The following is a 19368-nucleotide window of genomic DNA, read 5'->3' on the forward strand; positions in this document are numbered from 1 at the left end:
TTGTGCTGGCCACCGGTTTTTTACTGCAATCCTGCCGCTTCTTCGCGCTTCGTCACCATTGTTCGCGCAGCAATGCCCTCACCTTTCCCGACGCGTGCCGGTGCGGACTGCCCAGCCGCCCCGCCAGCGTGCGATCGTTGCCGGACCGGATGTCGGCCAGCGCCTGTTCCAGCGCGGCCCGTACCAGCGACAGCCCTGCCGCATCGGGCGTATCCGGATCCGGCGGCGACAGCAATTGCCACAGCAAGCCCAGCGACGCGTAGCTGCCGATGTCATAGGCCATGGGCGGCACGCTGGCGGCCAGCTGTTCCAGCGCTTCCACCGACCGCAGCGTGATGCGGGCGGCCGACGCCTTGCCCATCGCATGCACCATGACTTGCCCGTCGTCGAAGGCAATCAGGCGGTTGGCCTGGTAACCGTGCGCGAGGAAAGCCCCCGACATGGCGCGGCCGACGATCAGGCCGATGACCGGATGGCCGGCCAGCCGCGCCTCGGCATAGGCGCCCGCCGCGCCGGCCAGCGCCTGGTGGATACCGTATGCTTCCTCGACGCGGCCATACGCCTGGCTGGCCACGTCGATGACGGCCACGATCGGACGCTTGACGTCAGCCGCCTGGTCTTGCCGGATCACGTCGTGCACGGCGCGCGCCAGTTGCCACGCTTCGACCAGGCCGATTTCGCCATTGCGCACGCGGCCGAAGCGGTTGTGCGCATCGGGCACCACGGCGATATAGCGCGCCGCCTGCCCGGCCAGCGTGGCGTCGGCCACCTGCACCGCCGCGCAATAGCCGTCGGCAAGCGGCGCGCCGCCCGTCAATGCCGCCAGCCAGCGGGCGCCACGGCTGTCCGTTGCAATACCTTCCAGCTGGTCCGCTTTCAGATGCGTATTCATGGCTGCAATCCTTTCGTGTAAATGTCACGCACTTGCGCAGGTGAAGGCGGCATGGAAGGATCGACTTGCGCCAGGCAGGCGAGGAATTCCCCGTGGCGCGCGCTGCGGTGCCGCGCCGGCACGCCTTGCCGGAACAGGTCAACCACGGTGGCGCGGATCTGCGCCGTGTCGTCGGCCACGCACAGGTCGGCCAGTTGCGATTGGACCCGCTGCTCGCCGCCCGTCAGGTTCCAGATCAATGGACGGTTGCGCGAATCGAATTCGGCGATCCCCGCTTCCTGTTCGATCACTTGCGGCCCGTTCAGGCCCAGCCGCGCCTCGCCCGTCAACACCAGGTAAGAACACAGGCCCGCCGCGATCGACATGCCGCCATAGCAGCCCACCGTGCCGGCGCTGACGCCGATCACGGGACGGTAGCGCCGCAAGTCGACGATGGCGGACTGGATTTCGGCAATGGCCGCCAACCCCAGGTTGGCTTCCTGCAGCCGCACGCCGCCCGTTTCAAACAGGATCACGGCCTGCGTCGGGACGCCGTTGCGATTGTCTTCCGCCGCCAGTTCCAGCGCACCGGCGATTTTCGCGCCGCCCACTTCACCCATGCTGCCGCCCTGGAAGGCGCCTTCGATGGCCAGTACAACGGTGGGGTTTCCATCCAGCGTGCCTTTTGCCACCACCACGCCATCATCGGCCTGCACGACGATCTGCTGCATGGCCAGCCATGGCGACGTGACGCGGTCAAATGGCCCCACCAGTTCGCGCATGGTGCCGGGGTCCAGCAGCGCCTGGGCGCGGCTGCGCGCGCCGCGTTCGATAAAGCTGTCGCGCGCCAGTAATTGTTCAGGGTTCATGGCTTCTCCGCTTCTTCATAAGCCTGCTCGATGCGCATGCGCACCACGCCGGGGGTGGCGCCGCTGTCGTGGATTTCGATCGTCGCGGCCGGCAACGCCGTGGCGGAAAACATCCGGTCCAGCACTGCTTTCCACGTGGCGCCAAAGCCGTTCACCGACGTTTGCACCAGCACCGTGGTGCGGCCGGCGGGCGCCGGTTCCAGCAACACTTCCAGGTCGCCCGAGCTGACCACGCCGGCCAGTGCGCGCCCTGCGGCCGGCCGCCCGGCCGCATATTCAAATTGCAGTTGTTCCATGTTCGCGCTCCGCGTCGAAATTGATGTTCGCTACCTGCTCCAGCAACAAGGCGGCCGCCAGCAAGTCCGCCGCTCCGCCGGGAGACACACGGCGCGCCAGCAAATCGTCGTCGAGCCGGCGCAGCGCGTGGCGGCCTTCGCCTGTCGCCACGCCGCCCGCCGCCAGCACGCGTTGCGCGCCCTGCTGCGTCGCCTGCAGCGCATCCTGCCCGCCGCGCGCCAGCAGGCACGTGTCGTCCAGCTGCGCCATCACCGCCAGCAACGCATCGAGCCGCGCTTCGTCTTCCGTCGCGCCCCGGCCGCGGGATGCCTGCAGCATCGGCAGCGCCACGTCGAGCACGTGCGGGAATCCGTGCATCGCCTGCGCCTTCGCGCCGCCGACGCCATGCTGCAGGCAGGCCAGCGCGCCCTTGTTGCCCGTCACGGCAGGCCTGTGCGGGTCGGGCAGCCGCGCCAGTGCGCCGGCCCGTGCCGCGACACCTTGCGCGGAGCGATCCTCGTGGTCCTGCGCGGCCGCCGTGACCAGCAAGCCCAGTGCCCAGATCGCGCCACGGTGCGTATTGACGCCGCCCGTGGCCCGCATCATGGCCCGCTCGGCATCGCGGCCCAGCGCGCCGATCCGTTCGCGCAGCGCTTGCGCATCCGGCAGTTCCTGCCCGGCCTGCGCCATCGCTTCAAAGTACGGATGCAGGGTATGGGCCGAATGGCACATCAGCAGCCAGTTCAAGTCGTCGTGGGCGCCATTGCCGCGCAAGTCGACCAGTCCCGGTTTCGGGGTCAGCGTGGCTTCATCGACCAGCGCCGTCACGGCGGCGTCAGCAAGGCTGCGCGCCGTACCGGCTTGCGTGGTTTTTTCCAATAACAGTAAAGCGTTCATTACCAGCTCCTGAATTTGGCGGGCGGGTTGTACAAGCCACCGGACCATTCGACCAGTTCCGCGATGCTCTTCGCGGCCAGCAGCGAACGGGTGGCGTCGGCGCGCTGCACACCGATGTCTTCCGGCAGCGCGATCAAGCCTTGCTGGCGCAGCCGCGCCGTTTCCTTCGGATCGTGCCGCAAGCCCACCGGCGTGACACCGGACACCGCCGCCAGCATGGCCTTGCGCTCTTCCAGCGAACGGGCCTTGTACAGGTAAGCAATACCCTCTTCCGTCAACACGTGCGTCACGTCGTCGCCATAGATCATCACGGGCGCCAGCGGCATGCCGGACGCCTTGCCGACGCTCACCGCGTCCAGCGATTCCACGATCGAAGGCTGGCCGCCGTCCTGGAACGTTTCCACCATTTGCACCACCAGCTTCTTGCCGCGCGCCAGCGGGTCGTCGGTCTCGATCAGATCCAGCCAGGCCGGCGTCGGATGGCGGCGGCCGTGCGGATCGTGGCCCATGTTCGGCGCGCCGCCAAAGCCGGTCAGGCGGCCCCGCGTCACGGTGGACGAATTGCCCAGGCCATCCATTTGCAGGGTCGACCCGATAAACAAATCCACCGCGTACTGGCCGGCCAGCTGGCACAGCAGCCGGTTGGAGCGCATTGAGCCATCCTTACCGGTAAAGAAAATATCGGGGCGGGCCGCCGCATACGCTTCCATGCCCAGTTCCGCGCCGAAGCAATGCACGCTGTCGACCCAGCCGCTTTCGATGGCGGGGATCAACGTGGGATGGGGATTCAGGGTCCAGTTGCGGCAAATCTTGCCTTTCAACCCCAGCTGTTCGCCATAGGTGGGCAGGATCAGTTCAATCGCCGCGGTATTGAAACCGATGCCGTGGTTCAGCGATTGCACCTGGTGGCGCTCATAGACGCCGCGGATCGCCATCATCGCCATCAGGATGTGCAGCGGCTTGACCAGGCGCGGGTCGCGCGTGAACAGCGGTTCGATATAAAACGGCTTGTCCGCCTGCACCACGAAGTCGATCCACGATCCGGGAATATCGACGCGCGGCAAGTCGCCCGGGTTGTCAACGATTTCATTGACCTGCGCGATCACGATGCCGTCGCGGAACGCGGCTGCTTCCACCAGCGCCGGCGTGTCTTCGGTGCTGGGACCCGTGTACAGGTTGCCCTGGCGGTCCGCCGTATAGCCGGCCACCATCACGACGTTGGGCGACAGATCCACATACAGGCGGGCATACAATTCCACATAGGTGTGGATGGCGCCCATTTCCAGCATGCCGTCCTGCAGGAATTGTGAAATGCGCAAGCTTTGCGCACCGGCGAACGCGAAATCGAGCTTACGGGCAATGCCGCGCTCAAACAAATCCAGGTGTTCCGGCAGGCTGACGCTGGGCATGATCATGTGCAGCGCATTGACGATGCCGGGATCGACTTGCACCAGCTTGCGGGCAAGGAAGTCGGCCTGCTTTTGATTATTACCTTCCAGTACGACCCGGTCGCCGCTGGCAACCAATAGTTGCAGTGCTTCAACGATGCGTTCGCTGTCCAGCACGGGGCCGTCGCATAAATGCGCGACGGCGGCCAGGCGGCGCTGTTTTTCTGTCCTCCGCGTATCCCAGCGCCGGGCCGGCGCCGCTGCGGGTGGTGGGGTGATGAGCATGGGGGTCTCCTCCGTTTGTTAAACACAGCTTAGGAAGGAAGCCATGGCCGAACAATCAACCTGACCACGCAACGTTTACTCTCAGAGTAAATATTAACGGTCTATTGGCGGTACAATCGGGGCATGGCGATCGATGAAGAAATTACACTGAAAAAGCTGGAAGTGTTCCTCGCGTTCATGCGCCTGGGTAGCCTGGCGCGCGCGTCCGAAGAACTGGGGCTGAGCGCCGTCAGCGTGCACCGCGCGCTGCATACGCTGGAAGAAGGCTTGCGCTGCCCCCTGTTCAAGCGGGAAGGCCGCAACCTGGTTGCGCTGCCGACCGCCTATGCGTTTGCCAAGCATGCGCAGCGGGCGCTGGCCGAGTGCGAGGAAGGCGTGCGCAAGGTGCGCGAACTGGCCGGGTTCGACGCGGGACGCCTGAAAATCGGATCGCTGTATTCGCTGACCCTGCGTTGCATTCCGCAATTGCTGATCGCGCTGAAGCTGCGCAAGCCGGAATTGCAGGTGGACCTGACCCTGGGGTCGAATGAAACGCTGTTGCGCAACCTGTCGGACGGGCAACTGGACGCCATCGTCATCGGCGTGCAAAGCGCGGTCGATGAGCGGGAACTGGTATCGGTGCCGCTGTTCGACGACGAAGTACAACTGGCGGCGCCGCTGGGTTCACCCTATGGCGGCATGGACAGGATCGACCTGGCGGCCATGCGCGATGAGAAATTCATTACGCTGGCCGACGGCTTCGTGACGGCGGACAGTTTCCAGCACGCGTTCCGGCAGGCGGGCTTCGTGCCGGAAACCGTGATGCGGGTGGGGGATATTTTTTCGCTGATTAACCTGGTCAGCGGCGGCATCGGCTACAGCCTGTTGCCGGGACGGGTCGCGGAATTCAGCGCGCGCATCCAGCTGATACCGCTGGAGACGCGCTACGTGTCGCACCAGCGCATTACCTTGCTGTTGCCCCGGAACCGGGAGCGGGATCCGGGCTTGCTGGCGTTGGCGGCGGAGTGCCGGATGTATGGGCAGCGGAGTCCGTTGCAGTGAATGGATTGGTACGCCGGCTGGATGCTGGCGTCAAACCTGTAGGGCGGATTGGGGGTATCAAGCCGCCATGCGTGCGGGCCGGTACTGCATGCGCTGGCTGCTGCGCATGCATGGCGGCTTCCTCTGCGCGGCCAAGTCGCTCTGGAAAGAGCGACGTTCAAGCTATGTGCCCCCCGGGCGGGTTGGCGGGCAGTGCCCGCTAAACCGCCCTACGGGAGAGAGGTCGGTGGATTACTCTCCGCGCTGGTGCACTTGCTTGCCGGCCGCGTAGGTTGCCGCGATGGTGCGGTCGTCGCCCAGCAGCGCCAGGGCGAACAGCAGTTCTTCCAGGCTGTTGGTGCGGGTGGTGCGGCGTTCCAGCAGCGGCGTGGCTTTCGGGTCGAGGACGATGAAGTCCGCTTCCGCGCCGGCGGCGAAGTTGCCGATGGTGCCTTCCAGTTGCAGCGAACGGGCGCCGCCCAGGGTGGCCAGGTAGAACATGCGCAGCGCCGGCATGTAGGTGCCGCCCATGCGCGCCACTTTGTACGTTTCATTCATGGTTTGCAGCATCGAGAACGACGTGCCGCCGCCCACGTCCGTCGCCAGCGACAACGTGACCTTGTGCTTGTCCGCTTCGGCGAAGTTGAACAAGCCGCTGCCCAGGAACAGGTTCGACGTGGCGCACATCGATACGGCGGCGCCGGTGGCGGCCATGCGGGCGCGGTCTTCATCGTCCAGCCACACGCAGTGCGCGTACATCGAGCGCGGACGCAGCATGCCGTAGTGGTCGTACACGTCGAGGTAGGAACGGGAATTCGGATACAGCGATTTTACCCATGCCACTTCATCGGTGTTTTCCGCCACGTGGGTTTGCAGGAAGACGTCGGAATACTTTTGCGCCAGTTCGCCGCACAGCTGCATTTGCGCTTCGGTCGACGTCGGGGCAAAGCGCGGGGTCAGCGCGTACAGTTGACGGCCCTTGTTGTGCCAGCGGTTGATCAGCTCTTCGCTGTCGCGCGCGCCGGTTTCCGCCGTGTCTTGCAGGAAGTCCGGGCAGTGGCGGTCCATCATGACTTTACCGGCGATCATGCGCAGGTTGCGCTCTTCGCTGGCGGAGAAGAAGGCATCGACCGATTCCGGATGCACGGTGCAGAACACCATCGCGGTCGTGGTGCCGCAACGGGTCAGTTCATCGAGGAAGAAGTCGGCCACGCCGCGCGCATGTTCCGGATCCTTGAACTGGCGCTCGGTCGGGAACGTGTACGTATCCAGCCATGGCAGCAGGCCAGGCGCCGGCGACGCGATCATGTCGGTCTGCGGGTAGTGGATGTGGGTGTCGATAAAACCCGGCATGATGACCTTGCCGCGGTAGTCGCGTACCTGGGTCCCTTCCGGCAGCGTGTCTTTCAGCTTGTCGTAATCGCCGGCCGCCTTGATGCGGTCGCCTTCGACGACCAGCAAGCCGTCTTCGAACCAGCTGTAGGCATTGTCATTGAACGCCGGGTCCGCGGTAAAGTGCAGCACGCTGGCGCGGAAAGCCTTGATGGTTGTCTCTTGTTGTGTATTCGTCATGATCGTTACGGATCTATAGGTATCGGGTGAGTGTTAGGTGGGTCGGTCGGCATGGCCAGGCGAGCCTGTCACCACATGCCATAAGAAGTTATCACCTATGATGCGCCCTCTCATATGAGCATATATATGCCCGTTATCTAAAACCAGCCCTACCTTGTGCACGGCGGCGCGCGGTACTGTCTCGTTTGTAACATTCCAGGAGTCCGACCATGTGTGGCATCGTCGGCGTGCTGACGCACGCCCCTGCTAATCAAACCCTCTACGATGCGCTGCTCCTGTTGCAGCACCGCGGCCAGCAAGCCGCAGGCATCGCCACCGACAACGACAGCGTGTTCGCCATGCACAAGGCGAACGGTCTTGTCACAGACGTATTCCGTACCCGCAATATGCGCACCCTGCGCGGCCGCGCCGGCATCGGCCATTGCAGCTGCGCCGCCTACGGCCCGTCGTGCGACGAGGAAGCGCAGCCGTTCTATGTCAACGCACCCTACGGCATCACGCTGGCCCACAACGGCCAGGTCGCCAATGGCGACGCGCTGCGCCGCGAATTATCGGTGACGGCGCGGCGCCATATCAATACCCCGTCCGATGCGGAAGTGCTGCTCAACGTACTGGCGCACGAAGTGCATGCGGCCAGCCAGGGCGAATCGCTGTCGCCGGCCATGCTGTTTACCGCCATCGCCTGCCTGCAACGCCGCGTGCAAGGATCGTATGCGGCCGTGGCGCAGGTGGCCGGACACGGCATCCTCGCGTTCCGCGATCCGCAGGGCGTGCGCCCGCTGTGCCTGGGCGTGCGCGCCGGCGCCAATGGCGAAGGCGAAGGCAACGAATACATGTTCGCCAGCGAATCGGTGGCGCTGGAAGGCATGGGCTTTGCGTATGTGCGCGACGTGGCGCCGGGCGAAGCCATCTACGTCAGCCTCGATGGCCAACTGCATGCGCGCCAATTATCCGTGCAGCATGGCGCGCGCCCTTCCGCCTTTGAATTCGTCAGCCTGGCGCGGCCCGATTCCGTCATCGATGGCGCTTCCGTCTATGCGGCGCGCCTGAAACTGGGCGAACTGCTGGCCGAACAGGTGCGCGCGCAGCTCGATACCGGCGCCATCGACGTGGTGATGCCGTTCGACGACATCGCGCGCCCGGCCGCGATCCAGCTGGCCTTGAAACTGGGCCTCGATTACCGCGAAGGCTTTATCCAGAACCGCTACCCGGGCCGCACCTTCGACCTGCCGCCGTCGGCCATCGTGCGCAAGGCCGTGTCGCAGCGGGTCAACGCCATCGGCACGGAATTCAACGGCAAGCGCATTTTGCTGGTGGAAGACGCGATCGTCGACGCGGCCAGCACGCGCGAACTGGTGCAACTGGCGCGGCAGGCCGGCGCCACCTGGGTGGCGCTGGCATCGACCGCGCCGCCGGTAAGGCGCCCGAAAGTGTATGGCGTGGACTGGCCCGCGCGCAGGAAGCCCGCCAGCATGGGCGCCACGCATGACGACATGCGCGCCAACGTGACGGCGGACGCGCTGGTATTCCAGGATTTGAAGGCGTTGAAGGCGGCCATTGCGGGCGCCAATCCGGCGTTGCGGGAACTGGAGATTTCCTGCTTTGAATAAGAAACGGGGCGCATCATGCGCCCCGTATTTATCAGACCTGCATGCCGATCAGCTGCCGCGGTAGGTCGAGTACGCCCATGGCGATACCACGATCGGCACGTGGTAGTTGGCGTTCACGTCGGCGATGCCGAAGGCGATCACCACTTCATCGATGAAGCGCGGCGATGGCAGGTTCACGCCTTGTTGCGCGAAGTAGTCGCCCGCGCCGAACACCAGCTCGTATTTGCCTGCCTTGACTTCGTCGCCTTGCAGCAGCGGCACGTCGCAACGGCCGTCCGCGTTGGTGGTGTCGGTCTTTACCAACACTTTTTCAACGCCGTTCACGCGGTACAGCTTCACTTGTACGCCTGCGCCAGGCTTGCCCTGCGTGATGTCCAAAACGTGGGTGCTCAGCTTGCCCATATAGTGTCTCGCTTTCTTTTCGGTTGAATTGACAGCCTCCGTTTGGAGGGCCGGTATGAAAATCATATACGGCTGAGCACTGTCGGATATATGCCCTGATGGATAACAACCATGAAACGGGCGGACATAATCGGGCCTCCAAGACCTGAATACCTAGATACCTAGATCAAACAAAGGGAGACGTAAGATGCACAAGGCTTTACGAGTAGCAGCTACCGGTACTATCGCAGCGATGGCGTTCGCCACCGGCATGCAGCAAGCGAGCGCCGCGGACTGGTCCGACACGTCGATCGGCTATCGCTATGGCACCAAGTTCGCCGAGCCGTTCAATCCAAAGGACATTGAAAAGAACATCGTCAATGTGACCCACGCCAGCGGCAACAAGTACGGCAGCGACTTCTTCAACGTGGACTTCCTGGAGTCGGATGGCACCGATGCCCAGGCACAGGAAGCCTACGTACTGTACCGCCACACGTTCGACATCGGCGCCATCAGCGGTTCGCCGATCAAGTTCGGCCCTGTGCGCGGCGTCGGCGTGACCGCCGGCTTTGACTGGAATACCAAGAACGACCCTGGCTACGCGTCGAAAAAGCACATGCTGGTTGCCGGTCCTACCCTGATGCTGGACGTACCTGGCTTCCTGAACGTGAGCCTGCTGGCTCTGTGGGAAAGCAACAAGCCGGTCGGCGTCAAGAGCCGCTACTCGTACGACACCCACGCGATGCTGACCGCGGCGTGGGGCATCCCGCTGGGCCACGGCTTCTCGTTCGAAGGCTTTGCGAACTACATCGGTTCGAAAGGCAAGGATGAATTCGGCGGCGGCACCAAGCCGGAAACCAACATCGACGCCCAGATCATGTATGACCTGAGCCCATCGCTGAGCATGAAGCCGGGCAGCCTGAAGGCCGGCTTCGAGTACCAATACTGGCGTAACAAGTTCGGTAACAACGCCAAAGGCTTCGCAGGTTCGGGCGCTTTCGCCAAGACCCCGATGATCCGCGTTGAGTACCACTTCTAAGCTGACGCAAGCTTAAGATCCGAATCAAGTGTGTGAATTTTGGGCCCGGGAAACCGGGCCTTTTTTTATTCTGGACGTCAGGGGGCCGCTTCAGTATATTTTCGTAAGTACTCTTTTCAACCGGAAGCCGCCATGCCGACCCTGGATCCCCGCATCGACGCCTACATCGCCGCCTCGGCGGAATTCGCGCAACCGATCCTCGAACACATCCGCGCCGTCGTGCATGACACCTGCCCCGACGTGGAAGAAACCATGAAATGGAGCTTCCCGCACTTCCAGTACAAGGGCATGTTGTGCAGCATGGCGTCGTTCAAGGCGCATTGCGCCTTCGGTTTCTGGAAGGGCGAACTGCTGATCGCGGCGGAAGACGACAAGGGCAAGGAAGCCATGGGCCAGTTCGGGCGCATCACGTCCGTCAAGGATTTGCCGCCCAGGCGCACGCTGGCGTCGTACATCAGGAAGGCCATGAAACTGAACGATGAAGGCGTCAAGGCGCCGGCCCGCGCCAAACCCGCAACGCCGCGCGAACTGACGGTGCCGGATTACTTCATCGCGCAACTGGAGCAGTTGCCGGCCGCGCTGGAACACTTTACCGCCTTCAGCACCAGCAAGAAACGCGACTACGTCGAGTGGCTGGAAGAAGCAAAGACGGAAGCGACGCGGGCGCGCCGCTTGGAACAGGCGCTGGAATGGATCGCCGAGGGCAAGTCGCGCAACTGGAAGTACGAAAAGTGCTGAACATTCCCTGACCGGCCGCAGGCGCTGTATCATCTCGTCCCTGAATACGAAAGGCGCGCATGCTCATCATCACCATCAAACAGGGCAAGGAAAAAGGCCTCCTTGCCGGCGACCCGTGGATTTATGTTTCTGCCATCGAAAAGGTCGACGGCAAGCCGCAGGAGCGCAACAAGCCGGGCGCCACGGCCATCGTGCAAACCTCGTCGCGCCAGTTCCTGGCCCGTGCCGCCTACAACGCCAAGTCGCAAGTGGCGGCCCGCATCTGGACATTGCGCGAAGACGAGCCGGTCGACCACGCGTTGATCAAGCGGCGCGTGCAGGCCGCCGTGCAGCGCCGCGAAGCAGCACTGCGCGATGCCGACCCGCAGGCGCTGGTCCTGCTGATCGATGGCGACAAGGATGGCTTGCCGGGCTTGCTGGTGCACAGTTATGGCGGCGCTGATGGCTACCTGGTATGCCAGTTCAATGCGGGCGGCGTCGACCTGTGGAAAGTCGCGATCGTGCAGGCACTGATCAAGGCCACGGGTTGCAACAATGTCTATGAACGCTGCGACCAGCTGTTGCGCAAAGGCGAAGGTCTGGCCATCTTCCCGCGCGCGCTGGCGGGCGACGAACCGCCACAGCGCCTGATGGTGCGCGACGGCGGCAAGCTGCTGCCGATGGATATCCGCACCGGTTTCACCTACCCGCGCTGAGACTATCCATGCAAATCTGGGTCGATGCGGACGCGTGCCCCGCCGTCATCAAGGACATTTTGTTCCGGGTGGCCGAACGCTTGCAGCTCCAGGTCACGCTGGTGGCCAATCAATTGATGCGCGTGCCGGGATCGCGATTTATCCGCGCACTGCAAGTGCCGGCCGGCGCCGATGCGGCCGACGCGGAAATCGTTGCACGCGTCAGTCCCGGCGACATTGTCGTGACCGGCGACATTCCGCTGGCCGCGCTGGTGCTGGACAAGGGTGGATTGCCGCTCAATCCGCGCGGCGAATGGTACACGCGGGATACGATCGCCCAGCAACTGACGATGCGCAGTTTCATGGAAGAGTTGCGCGGCGCCGGTATCGATACCGGCGGCCCGGCCGCGTTTTCCCAAAGCGACCGGCAAAATTTCGCCAATGCGCTCGACCGCGAGCTGGCGCGCAGGAAGAAGTAATTCAAGCCGCATGCATGGCGACCGGCAGCCCAGACGTCGCATAGCGGTTGCGCCCCGCGTACTTGGCCTTGTACAGCGCCTTGTCGGCCACCGCCACCAGCCGCGCGGACGGCGCCGTGTCGCCACGGCTGTCGGCTTCCTGCCCGCACCAGGCCGGGATGATGCTGCCGACACCGATACTCACCGTCACATGCGGCCCGGCCACCGATGCCCCGTGCGGCAAGGCCAGCGCCAGGACCGCATCGCACATGCGCTGCGCCAGCCGCTCGGCATCCGCACCGCTGGTCTGCGGCAACAGGACGGCGAATTCCTCCCCGCCATAACGCGCCACCAGGTCGCCGGCGCGCCGCGTCGCGCCGGCCAGCGCCTGGGCCACTGCCCGCAGGCAGGCATCGCCAGCCTGGTGGCCCCGGCTATCGTTGTAGAGCTTGAAGCAATCGACGTCAATCATCAGCAGCGAAAGCGGTGAAGCACCGCGCGTGGCGCGGCGCCATTCGCACTCCAGTTCCTGGTCGAATGCGCGGCGGTTGGCGATGCCGGTCAGCGCGTCGGTCGACGTCAGCCGGTGCAGCACTTCCATCATGTCCAGCAGGCGCGCATACATCATGCCGCTTTCCAGCAACAGCACCAGCAGCACAAAACTGGCCGCCAGCAAGCCATAAATGCGGCCCGCGTAAAAACCCAGGTCGAAGCGGCCGCCATTGAGCATGGCGGACAGCGCCACATCGACCAGCCACGCGCACATCACCACCATCAGCCACATGTCCAGCACGGCATAGGAACGGCAGCGCCACAGCACGGCCAGCGCCGTCACGCTCAGCAGCCAGACCGTGGCGATCACCTTGATCATGGCCGGCGAATAGCGGTGTCCCTGCATGATGTCGGGCAGCAGCGCCTGCCCCACTGTCACCAGCAAGGCCATTCCCCCCACCAGCAGCGGCACGGCGGACAGGGCCAGCGCCAGCGGCCAGCCGCGCCCCAGCGGCGCCCGTTCCTTTTCGCCGCGCTTGAGCAACGCATAGGCGATCACGAACAGCGGAAAGCCGCCATGCCAGAACATGTACAGCCACGCCGTGGTCTGCGGCCCCGCCCCCAGCAGTCCGGAATCGCTGAAGACGCCGGGATAGGTCAGCATATGGACGATGGCGATCAGCGCGCAAAACAGATATCCGGCCGCCAGCACGAACAGCGAACGCACGCGCAACGAGTGGAATTGCCCGAACAGCAAGATGGCGGTGATCAAGTCGCAAATCACCAGTGCGGATTCGTAGACGGGAATGAAGGCCCAGATCCGCGCGAGTTGCGTCTTGGCAAATGGCGCCAGCGCGCCAAACACGACCGCCGACACCACCACCACCGTCCATGCCAACCGCCGCGCGCGCGGGCTGGCCGGCAGTGTGGACAAAAAAGCCTGCTCACCGTGTGGCGCGCCCATGCAATATCCCGAGTTATTTATTGTTGACTACTGTCATAAGGATACTCTCTGGCGGGGACAGGGTGACATAGGGAAACACTTACGGCAAGCCGCTCTCCCGCGGTGCGGAATGCCTGACGACCACTACCTTGTGCGAAACGCCACGATCGGGTGAAATTGCATATTCATTTCCAACCGGGTGACTGGCACGCGATGACGACCGTACTGCGTATAACATTCCTGCTGGCGCTGGCCTATGGCGGCTTTTGCCTGCTGCTGTTCGCCACGCAGCGTTCCTATATTTATTTCCCGCCGCCAACATCACCAACGGATCCCGCTACCGCGCTGATGCTCGATGCCGGCGGCGTGCCGATCCACGTGTCGGCGCACGCGCAGCAGGCGGGCGACGCCGTGCTGTACCTCGGCGGTAACGCGGAAGATGTCGATGCCAGCCTGCCGGAACTGGCCGCCGCCTTTCCGGGCCGGGCTTTGTACCTGATGCACTACCGCAGTTATGGCGCCAGCGGCGGCAAGCCGTCCGAGCGCGCGCTGGTGGCCGATGCGCTGCTGCTGTTCGAGCGCCTGCGCGGCAGCCACCGCAACATCACGGTGGTGGGCCGCAGCCTGGGCAGCGGCATTGCGATCCAGCTCGCGGCACAACGGCCGGTGGAGCGGCTGGTGCTGGTCACGCCGTACAACAGCGTGGCGGAAATCGCCGCCCTCCACTTCCCGTACGTGCCCGTGGCCTGGCTGCTGCGCGACAAGTATGAGTCATGGCGGCACGCGTCCGAAGTCCAGGCCCCGACGACGCTGATCGCAGCCGGGCAGGATGAAGTGATTCCACGCGCCAGCACGGAAATGCTGGCAACGCACTTCAAACCCGGCGTGGCGGTATTGCAGGTCGTGAAAGGTGCGGGACACAACACGATAGGATTGCAGGGTCAATACGTGGCGCTGCTGGCCGGGGCGCATTGACTCCGCAGGCAGGGCTCACGCATCCGGCGCCATCCAGACCAGGTTCCACAGGTGGCCATCGATATCCTCGAAGCCCTGGTCGTACATGAAACCGTTGTCTTCCGGCGGATGCGGCGTGCGGCCGCCGGCGGCGACGGCTTTGGCAATCAGGCTGTCGACTTCTTCGCGGCTCTCGCAACTGAGGCAGATGACGACTTCATTCCCTTCCCTGGCCTTGACGACGGGCTTGCCGATCAGCGACTGGAAGAATGCTTCCGTCGATAACATGGCGTGGACGCTGCCGTCGACGATGTTCATGTACGCGGCGTTCGCATTGCTGAATTTCGGATTGAAGGTGAAGCCGAGCGCGGAAAAGAACGCTTTGGATTTGTCCAGGTCCTGGACAGGCAGGTTAAAGATGACTAGCTTGTTCATGGCGTCTCCGTGGTGAAGGTGGGATGGGCTACCGGGTGTTTCATCTTCACGACGGATGATGATCCTGGAGTTCGACAGCCATGCGAAAAAAAGTTTGAATTCACTTCAGGTTATATTTCCCCCACAGCTTTTTCAGGATGCCCGCGTTTTCCATCTCCATCAGAATCCTGTTCAACTCCGCGACATCCGGGCTGACACCTTTGCGAACCAGTATCGTGTATTGATTGACGGCGTCGAATTTCTTGGAGACCAGAATTTTATTCTGCACTTCCGGATGCTTGATTAGGTAAATTTGCAAATACTCTCTGACCACCACGGAAATATCGGCACGCCCGCTGACCGCCGCTTCAATCAGGCCATCCTGTGACGTGGTCATGTGAGCGTTGAACGTCTTTTTCAGGTATTCGTAGTCGGAATTGAAATTCGCGAAGCCGTAGTGGTAGCCCAGGATGCCCCAAATGGTTTTCCCTTTGAGGTCATCAAAATAGCGCTGGTCTTTATGTTTATCCGCCCGTGTCACATAGACGGTGCCGCCGTGCATGATCACGTCGGACGCTTCAACGGCCCTGCCCTGCCAGCCCCAGTCGATGGCTTCGAAAAAGATCAGGTCATACCTTCTTTCGTCAAAATTAATGAACCGGCGCTTCGATGACGTATCGACAAACTCGAAGTGGTACTTCTTTTGAAACGCATTCAGGGCGGCAATGAGGTCGAACGTCAGGCTGGTGCTTCCCGTACGCTTGTCGACAAACGGTGGAAAATCATATCCGCCGACTCTGACAATTTGCTGCGCATTGGCCGGAGAAAGAAGCGTGAAGAAAAGCGAGATGGCAATAATCTTGGCGCGCATCGGGGCTTCCGTTCTGTCAAGCAAGCCGGGAAAGGGAGATCGTGGCTGGGCGCCACTTCCTTGATTCTAGCTACAGCCGGGATGACAGGGAAGCAGATTCAGCTTCAAAGCGGCGCCATCCGCAGGTTGCAGCTGCGGATGGCCGTCCCGTTGACCAGCATGTTGCCGGTCGCGGAATACGCGGTAACCGCCCTGCCGTCCTGGATAAATCTGCCTTTCATACGGTATTGCCACGCCCGGCCGGGATCGTTCACCCGGTGTCCTTCTCCCTGCATGTCCAATTCCATGCCGACAGTCGAGCCGGTGAACGATTCCGCCAGTTCGCCCGTCGTGCGCCGGATCACGGCGCGGTTGCCGGCCACGTCCATCGCAAGCTTGACTTCGAAGGCGGCGGCATTGGCGCCGGCATCCGCCCGCGCGCTGCATGCCAGCGCGCCGCTCCACCGGGCGGGAATCACCGACGCCGCCACCAGTTCGGCGGCATGCTGTTCGCCACCGATATCCTTCGCGTCCAGCAGCAAATGCTTGGTGACTTCCCGCTGGGCGAAGGCGGGATTCTTGCTGACCAGGACACGCATGTCGCGCGGGTACTGGTCGCGTACCACCAGCCGGCTCTCCGGTGCACAGGAAGGACTCAGGTACACCTCTCCCAGGTACGTGGTCTGGCCGGCCACCACGTCAAAGGGAAGCATTGGCGTGTGTTTGCTGACGAATTGCCAGTTGGCGTTGCGGGGGAAGAGGAAATACTTGCCGGCGGGGAGAGTCAGCGCGTTGACGGTGCCATAGTGGTCGGTGAAGTCGCTCTTGACCGCATAGACATCGATCGACATCCCGGCGACGCCGGAAAAGTCGGCGCCGGTTTTGGCGTCCTGGACGTACAGGAATTTGCTATAGGCCGCACAGGCCTTGTCGGCCCCGGTCGACAGCACCACGATGCCCTCGCCGGCTTTTTGGAAATCGCCGAGCTTGATGCGGTCCGGCGAGTGGTGGTTTTCCACGATGCCGGAACAGCCCGCCAACAGGCTGGCGGCAGCCAGTCCTATCACGCCTTGCAGTTTCATTGCCACTCCTTTGCGGATGCATGGAAACTGCAATGCTGATGCAATATGATAAAAAATGCAACAGAAAGTCAGCCGAGGCCGGCAGCGATATCCAGCCGCTTCAAGCGCTGGCCATACACGCCCCACACGCATTCCTCGCCATCGACCGTGCCGCACAGCACCCACCCGGTGCGGATCTTGCGCACGGAAACCGGCACTTCCAGTTCGCGCGACAGTTTCTCCGCCCAGCCGTTGGCGGCGCCCTGCCCTTTGAACAATTCGTGGCCATCCACGATGACGGTCGCGTCAAACACCGACGCGGAAAAAATCGAATTCATAATGAGGTCCTTGGGAGTTCAGCGCGGCATTGGTACCGCGGGTGGCACATTGTCGCCAGAATCCAGCCTGTTGTGAACATGGGTCGCGCCTTCGAGCTTTACCGTGCGCAGTTTTTGCAGCTCTTGCTGGAATTGCTGCGGCGACTCGATGCGGTAAGGCTTGCTATAGAAATACCATTTGACGGAACGGGGCTGGCGTCCCGCGCCCGACTCCATGCCATCAAACTCCTGTACCTCGCTGATGCCAAACGCTGGCGGGCGGATGCCCGAGGCGGCGAAAGAATTGTGTGCGGCAACGGCATCAGCCCTGCTGCGGAATTGAATCTCGAGGCTCAGCGCCACGGGATAACCGATTTCGGCGGCTTTCGACATCAATTGATCGAATGCTCCCGGATCTTCAGGTGCGGCCTGTGCCGGCAGCAAGGGCGAAATGACAAGCACAGCGGCAATTGCAAAGCGTTTCAACATAAGCTATTCATTTTGACAATGGGCCGCTATTGTGGCATACCCGCCGCCAAAAGCAAAAACCCCGGTCGCCCGGGGTTTTGCACATATCGAGTCAGAACGACTTATACGAATGCGCCGATCTTCGCTTCCACTGCCTTGCGCACCGAACCGCTGGTGATGAAGGAGTGCGCCACTTGCACGTCGTTGTGGAACCAGCGGTCGCCGTCCAGGCAGGCCGGGATCTGCTTGCGGATTTCCTCGTAAGCAGCCTGGGTACCTTCGCCCAGCACGAAGCCCGGCAGCAGGTTTTCCGTCATGGTCAGGCCCTGGGCCGCCAGCAGCATTTCCACGCCCACGATGTATTGCGTGTTTTGCACGATGGTGTGGGCTTTGCGCGCGCACCAGGTCGAGTTCGAGATGTGGTCTTCCGAGTTGGCTTTCGACGGGATCGAATCGACCGAACCCGGCATCGACAACGTGCGGTTTTCCATCACCAGCGACGACATCGAGCACTGGATCACCGGGTAGCCGGTGTTCACACCGCGCAGGCCGGACATCAGGTTGCGTGGCAGGCCCCACGACAGCGTCGGGTCGATCAGGCGGGCGATGCGGCGCTCGACGATCGAGCCCAGGTCGGTGATCGCCATGGCCAGCAAGTCCATCGCTTGCGCCAGGTATTGGCCGTGGAAGTTACCGCCCGAGATGATCTCGAAGCCGCCACCTTCCTTGCCGAAGATCAGCGGGTTGTCGGTGGCCGAGTTGATCTCGTTTTTCACGATGTTGTCGATGTAGTCCAGCGCATCGAACACCGGACCGTACACTTGCGGCGTGCAGCGCAGCGAGTAGACGTCCTGGATACGCGGCGTGTATTCGATGTCGGTGCGGCGCAGTTCGTCCGGGAACTGGATCGCGCGCGCTGCGTGCGTGGTGCGGGTCGAACCCTTCAGCAGCTTGCGCACGGTGGCGGCTGTCTTGATCTGGCCTGGGTGCGGACGGGCTTGCTGGATACGCGGGTCGAAACCAGCCATCTCGGCGCGCATGGCTTCCAGGGTCAGGCCCAGGGACACGCAGGCGTCGGTCAGCAGATTGCGCGCATCTTCGGCGGCCATCACGGCCACGGCCAGCGACGCGGTGCAGCCGTTGATCAGCGCGGAAGCATCCTTGGCTTTCAGGTCGAATTTCACGGGGCCGACTTCGGATCTGGTGATGGCTTCGGCGGCCGACATGCGCTGGCCCTTGTACATCACTTCCGCTTCATCGAAGCCGGCAATCGCCGCGCCCAGGTACGCCAGCGGCGCCAGGTCGCCGGACGCGCCGACGGAACCTTTTTGCGGCATGATCGGGTGGATGCCGGCATTGATGAAGGCCAGCAGGCGGTCCACCACTTCCACGCGCGGCGCGGAATAGTTCGAGGCGAACGCGTTGGCGCGCAACAGCATGGTGGCGCGCGACACTTCTTCCGAGAACGGCTCGCCGATACCGCCCGAGTGGGCCTTGATCAGCTGGGTCTGGAACAGTTCGATGTGCTCCACCTTGATGCGGGTGTCTTTCAGCAAGCCCACGCCGGTGTTGAAGCTGTACATCATTGGCGCTTCGTCGTGCATCCACGTCGATTCGATGTAGTCGCGGCTTTCCTTCAGCGCAGCGCGCGACGATGCGGCCAGTTCCACCTTCGCGTTGCCGCGTGCCACCGCGAGCACTTGCTCAGCGGTCAGGGTGAAGCCGTCGATAATCACTTTTTCAGTCATGTTATTTCCTTCGTGTCGGAGTGAAAACGCCCCGCATGGCGGG

General features: G+C 62.9%; 21 protein-coding genes. 7 read left to right on the forward strand and 14 right to left on the reverse strand.

Annotation, left to right across the window (positions count from 1 at the left end; all coding sequences use genetic code 11):
• Window positions 1-52: 52 nt before the first annotated feature.
• The 5 genes from mdcE to mdcA are packed head-to-tail and all read right to left on the reverse strand — an operon-like array spanning window position 53 to window position 4586.
• Window positions 53-892, reverse strand: coding sequence for a biotin-independent malonate decarboxylase subunit gamma (gene mdcE, locus GJ700_RS19290; protein ID WP_154376874.1), 840 nt, complete (start codon window positions 890-892; stop codon window positions 53-55).
• Window positions 889-1740, reverse strand: a complete 852-nt coding sequence (locus tag GJ700_RS19295) for a biotin-independent malonate decarboxylase subunit beta (RefSeq protein WP_154376876.1) — start codon at window positions 1738-1740, stop codon at window positions 889-891. The genes mdcE and GJ700_RS19295 overlap by 4 nt, the downstream gene beginning before the upstream one ends.
• Window positions 1737-2036: a malonate decarboxylase subunit delta gene (locus GJ700_RS19300; protein ID WP_154376878.1), complete on the reverse strand. Its 300-nt coding sequence runs from the start codon at window positions 2034-2036 to the stop codon at window positions 1737-1739. Before GJ700_RS19300 ends, GJ700_RS19295 begins: the two co-directional genes overlap by 4 nt.
• Complete coding sequence (locus GJ700_RS19305; RefSeq protein WP_195763950.1) at window positions 2017-2913, reverse strand: triphosphoribosyl-dephospho-CoA synthase; 897 nt, start codon at window positions 2911-2913, stop codon at window positions 2017-2019. Before GJ700_RS19305 ends, GJ700_RS19300 begins: the two co-directional genes overlap by 20 nt.
• Complete coding sequence (mdcA, locus tag GJ700_RS19310) at window positions 2913-4586, reverse strand: malonate decarboxylase subunit alpha (protein ID WP_154376881.1); 1674 nt, start codon at window positions 4584-4586, stop codon at window positions 2913-2915. Before mdcA ends, GJ700_RS19305 begins: the two co-directional genes overlap by 1 nt.
• Before the next feature lie 123 nt (window positions 4587-4709).
• Here mdcA and GJ700_RS19315 point away from each other — a divergent pair, with 123 nt between their 5' ends.
• Window positions 4710-5627, forward strand: a complete 918-nt coding sequence (locus tag GJ700_RS19315) for a LysR family transcriptional regulator (RefSeq protein ID WP_154376883.1) — start codon at window positions 4710-4712, stop codon at window positions 5625-5627.
• Window positions 5628-5858: 231 nt separating this feature from the next.
• Here the strand turns inward: GJ700_RS19315 and guaD are convergent, their stop codons facing one another.
• On the reverse strand, window positions 5859-7178 hold the full coding sequence (guaD, locus tag GJ700_RS19320) for a guanine deaminase (protein ID WP_154376885.1): 1320 nt from the start codon (window positions 7176-7178) through the stop codon (window positions 5859-5861).
• A 209-nt stretch (window positions 7179-7387) separates the two neighbouring features.
• Between guaD and purF the strand changes: the two genes are divergently transcribed.
• Window positions 7388-8788: an amidophosphoribosyltransferase gene (gene purF / locus GJ700_RS19325; RefSeq protein WP_154376887.1), complete on the forward strand. Its 1401-nt coding sequence runs from the start codon at window positions 7388-7390 to the stop codon at window positions 8786-8788.
• Between the two features lie 48 nt (window positions 8789-8836).
• On the opposite strand, the gene uraH is transcribed toward purF, so the two are convergent.
• Complete coding sequence (uraH, locus tag GJ700_RS19330) at window positions 8837-9190, reverse strand: hydroxyisourate hydrolase (protein WP_154376889.1); 354 nt, start codon at window positions 9188-9190, stop codon at window positions 8837-8839.
• 187 nt (window positions 9191-9377) lie between these two features.
• On the opposite strand from uraH, the gene GJ700_RS19335 reads away from it, so the two are divergent.
• The 4 genes from GJ700_RS19335 to GJ700_RS19350 all read left to right on the forward strand — a co-directional run bounded on the left by GJ700_RS19335 (window position 9378) and on the right by GJ700_RS19350 (window position 12099).
• Window positions 9378-10208 (forward strand): outer envelope protein, encoded by an 831-nt coding sequence (locus GJ700_RS19335; protein ID WP_371868035.1) that lies wholly within the window; start codon window positions 9378-9380, stop codon window positions 10206-10208.
• A gap of 132 nt (window positions 10209-10340) precedes the next feature.
• Window positions 10341-10946, forward strand: coding sequence for a YdeI/OmpD-associated family protein (locus GJ700_RS19340; protein WP_154376891.1), 606 nt, complete (start codon window positions 10341-10343; stop codon window positions 10944-10946).
• Between the two features lie 59 nt (window positions 10947-11005).
• Window positions 11006-11641: a class I SAM-dependent rRNA methyltransferase gene (locus GJ700_RS19345; RefSeq protein WP_154376893.1), complete on the forward strand. Its 636-nt coding sequence runs from the start codon at window positions 11006-11008 to the stop codon at window positions 11639-11641.
• 8 nt (window positions 11642-11649) lie between these two features.
• Complete coding sequence (locus tag GJ700_RS19350; protein WP_154376895.1) at window positions 11650-12099, forward strand: YaiI/YqxD family protein; 450 nt, start codon at window positions 11650-11652, stop codon at window positions 12097-12099.
• Window position 12100: 1 nt separating this feature from the next.
• Here the strand turns inward: GJ700_RS19350 and GJ700_RS19355 are convergent, their stop codons facing one another.
• The gene (locus GJ700_RS19355) at window positions 12101-13504 is read right to left on the reverse strand and encodes a GGDEF domain-containing protein (RefSeq protein ID WP_229507116.1); all 1404 of its coding nucleotides are present in this window, start codon (window positions 13502-13504) and stop codon (window positions 12101-12103) included.
• Window positions 13505-13726: 222 nt separating this feature from the next.
• Between GJ700_RS19355 and GJ700_RS19360 the strand changes: the two genes are divergently transcribed.
• On the forward strand, window positions 13727-14488 hold the full coding sequence (locus tag GJ700_RS19360) for an alpha/beta hydrolase (RefSeq protein WP_154376899.1): 762 nt from the start codon (window positions 13727-13729) through the stop codon (window positions 14486-14488).
• 15 nt (window positions 14489-14503) lie between these two features.
• On the opposite strand, the gene GJ700_RS19365 is transcribed toward GJ700_RS19360, so the two are convergent.
• The 6 genes from GJ700_RS19365 to GJ700_RS19390 form a co-directional block, all read right to left on the reverse strand.
• The gene (locus GJ700_RS19365; protein WP_154376901.1) at window positions 14504-14902 is read right to left on the reverse strand and encodes a VOC family protein; all 399 of its coding nucleotides are present in this window, start codon (window positions 14900-14902) and stop codon (window positions 14504-14506) included.
• A 100-nt stretch (window positions 14903-15002) separates the two neighbouring features.
• A complete protein-coding gene (locus tag GJ700_RS19370) occupies window positions 15003-15752 on the reverse strand; it encodes a substrate-binding periplasmic protein (protein ID WP_154376903.1) in 750 nt (249 codons plus the stop codon).
• Between the two features lie 104 nt (window positions 15753-15856).
• Complete coding sequence (locus GJ700_RS19375; RefSeq protein WP_154376905.1) at window positions 15857-16813, reverse strand: hypothetical protein; 957 nt, start codon at window positions 16811-16813, stop codon at window positions 15857-15859.
• Window positions 16814-16881: 68 nt separating this feature from the next.
• Window positions 16882-17130, reverse strand: coding sequence for a hypothetical protein (locus tag GJ700_RS19380; RefSeq protein ID WP_154376907.1), 249 nt, complete (start codon window positions 17128-17130; stop codon window positions 16882-16884).
• Window positions 17131-17148: 18 nt separating this feature from the next.
• Window positions 17149-17598, reverse strand: coding sequence for a hypothetical protein (locus GJ700_RS19385; protein ID WP_154376909.1), 450 nt, complete (start codon window positions 17596-17598; stop codon window positions 17149-17151).
• 101 nt (window positions 17599-17699) lie between these two features.
• On the reverse strand, window positions 17700-19325 hold the full coding sequence (locus GJ700_RS19390) for an HAL/PAL/TAL family ammonia-lyase (protein WP_154376911.1): 1626 nt from the start codon (window positions 19323-19325) through the stop codon (window positions 17700-17702).
• Window positions 19326-19368: the final 43 nt, after the last annotated feature.

The organism is Pseudoduganella rivuli (genome assembly GCF_009674485.1).
GTDB classification, from domain to species: Bacteria; Pseudomonadota; Gammaproteobacteria; order Burkholderiales; family Burkholderiaceae_D; genus Rugamonas; species Rugamonas rivuli_B.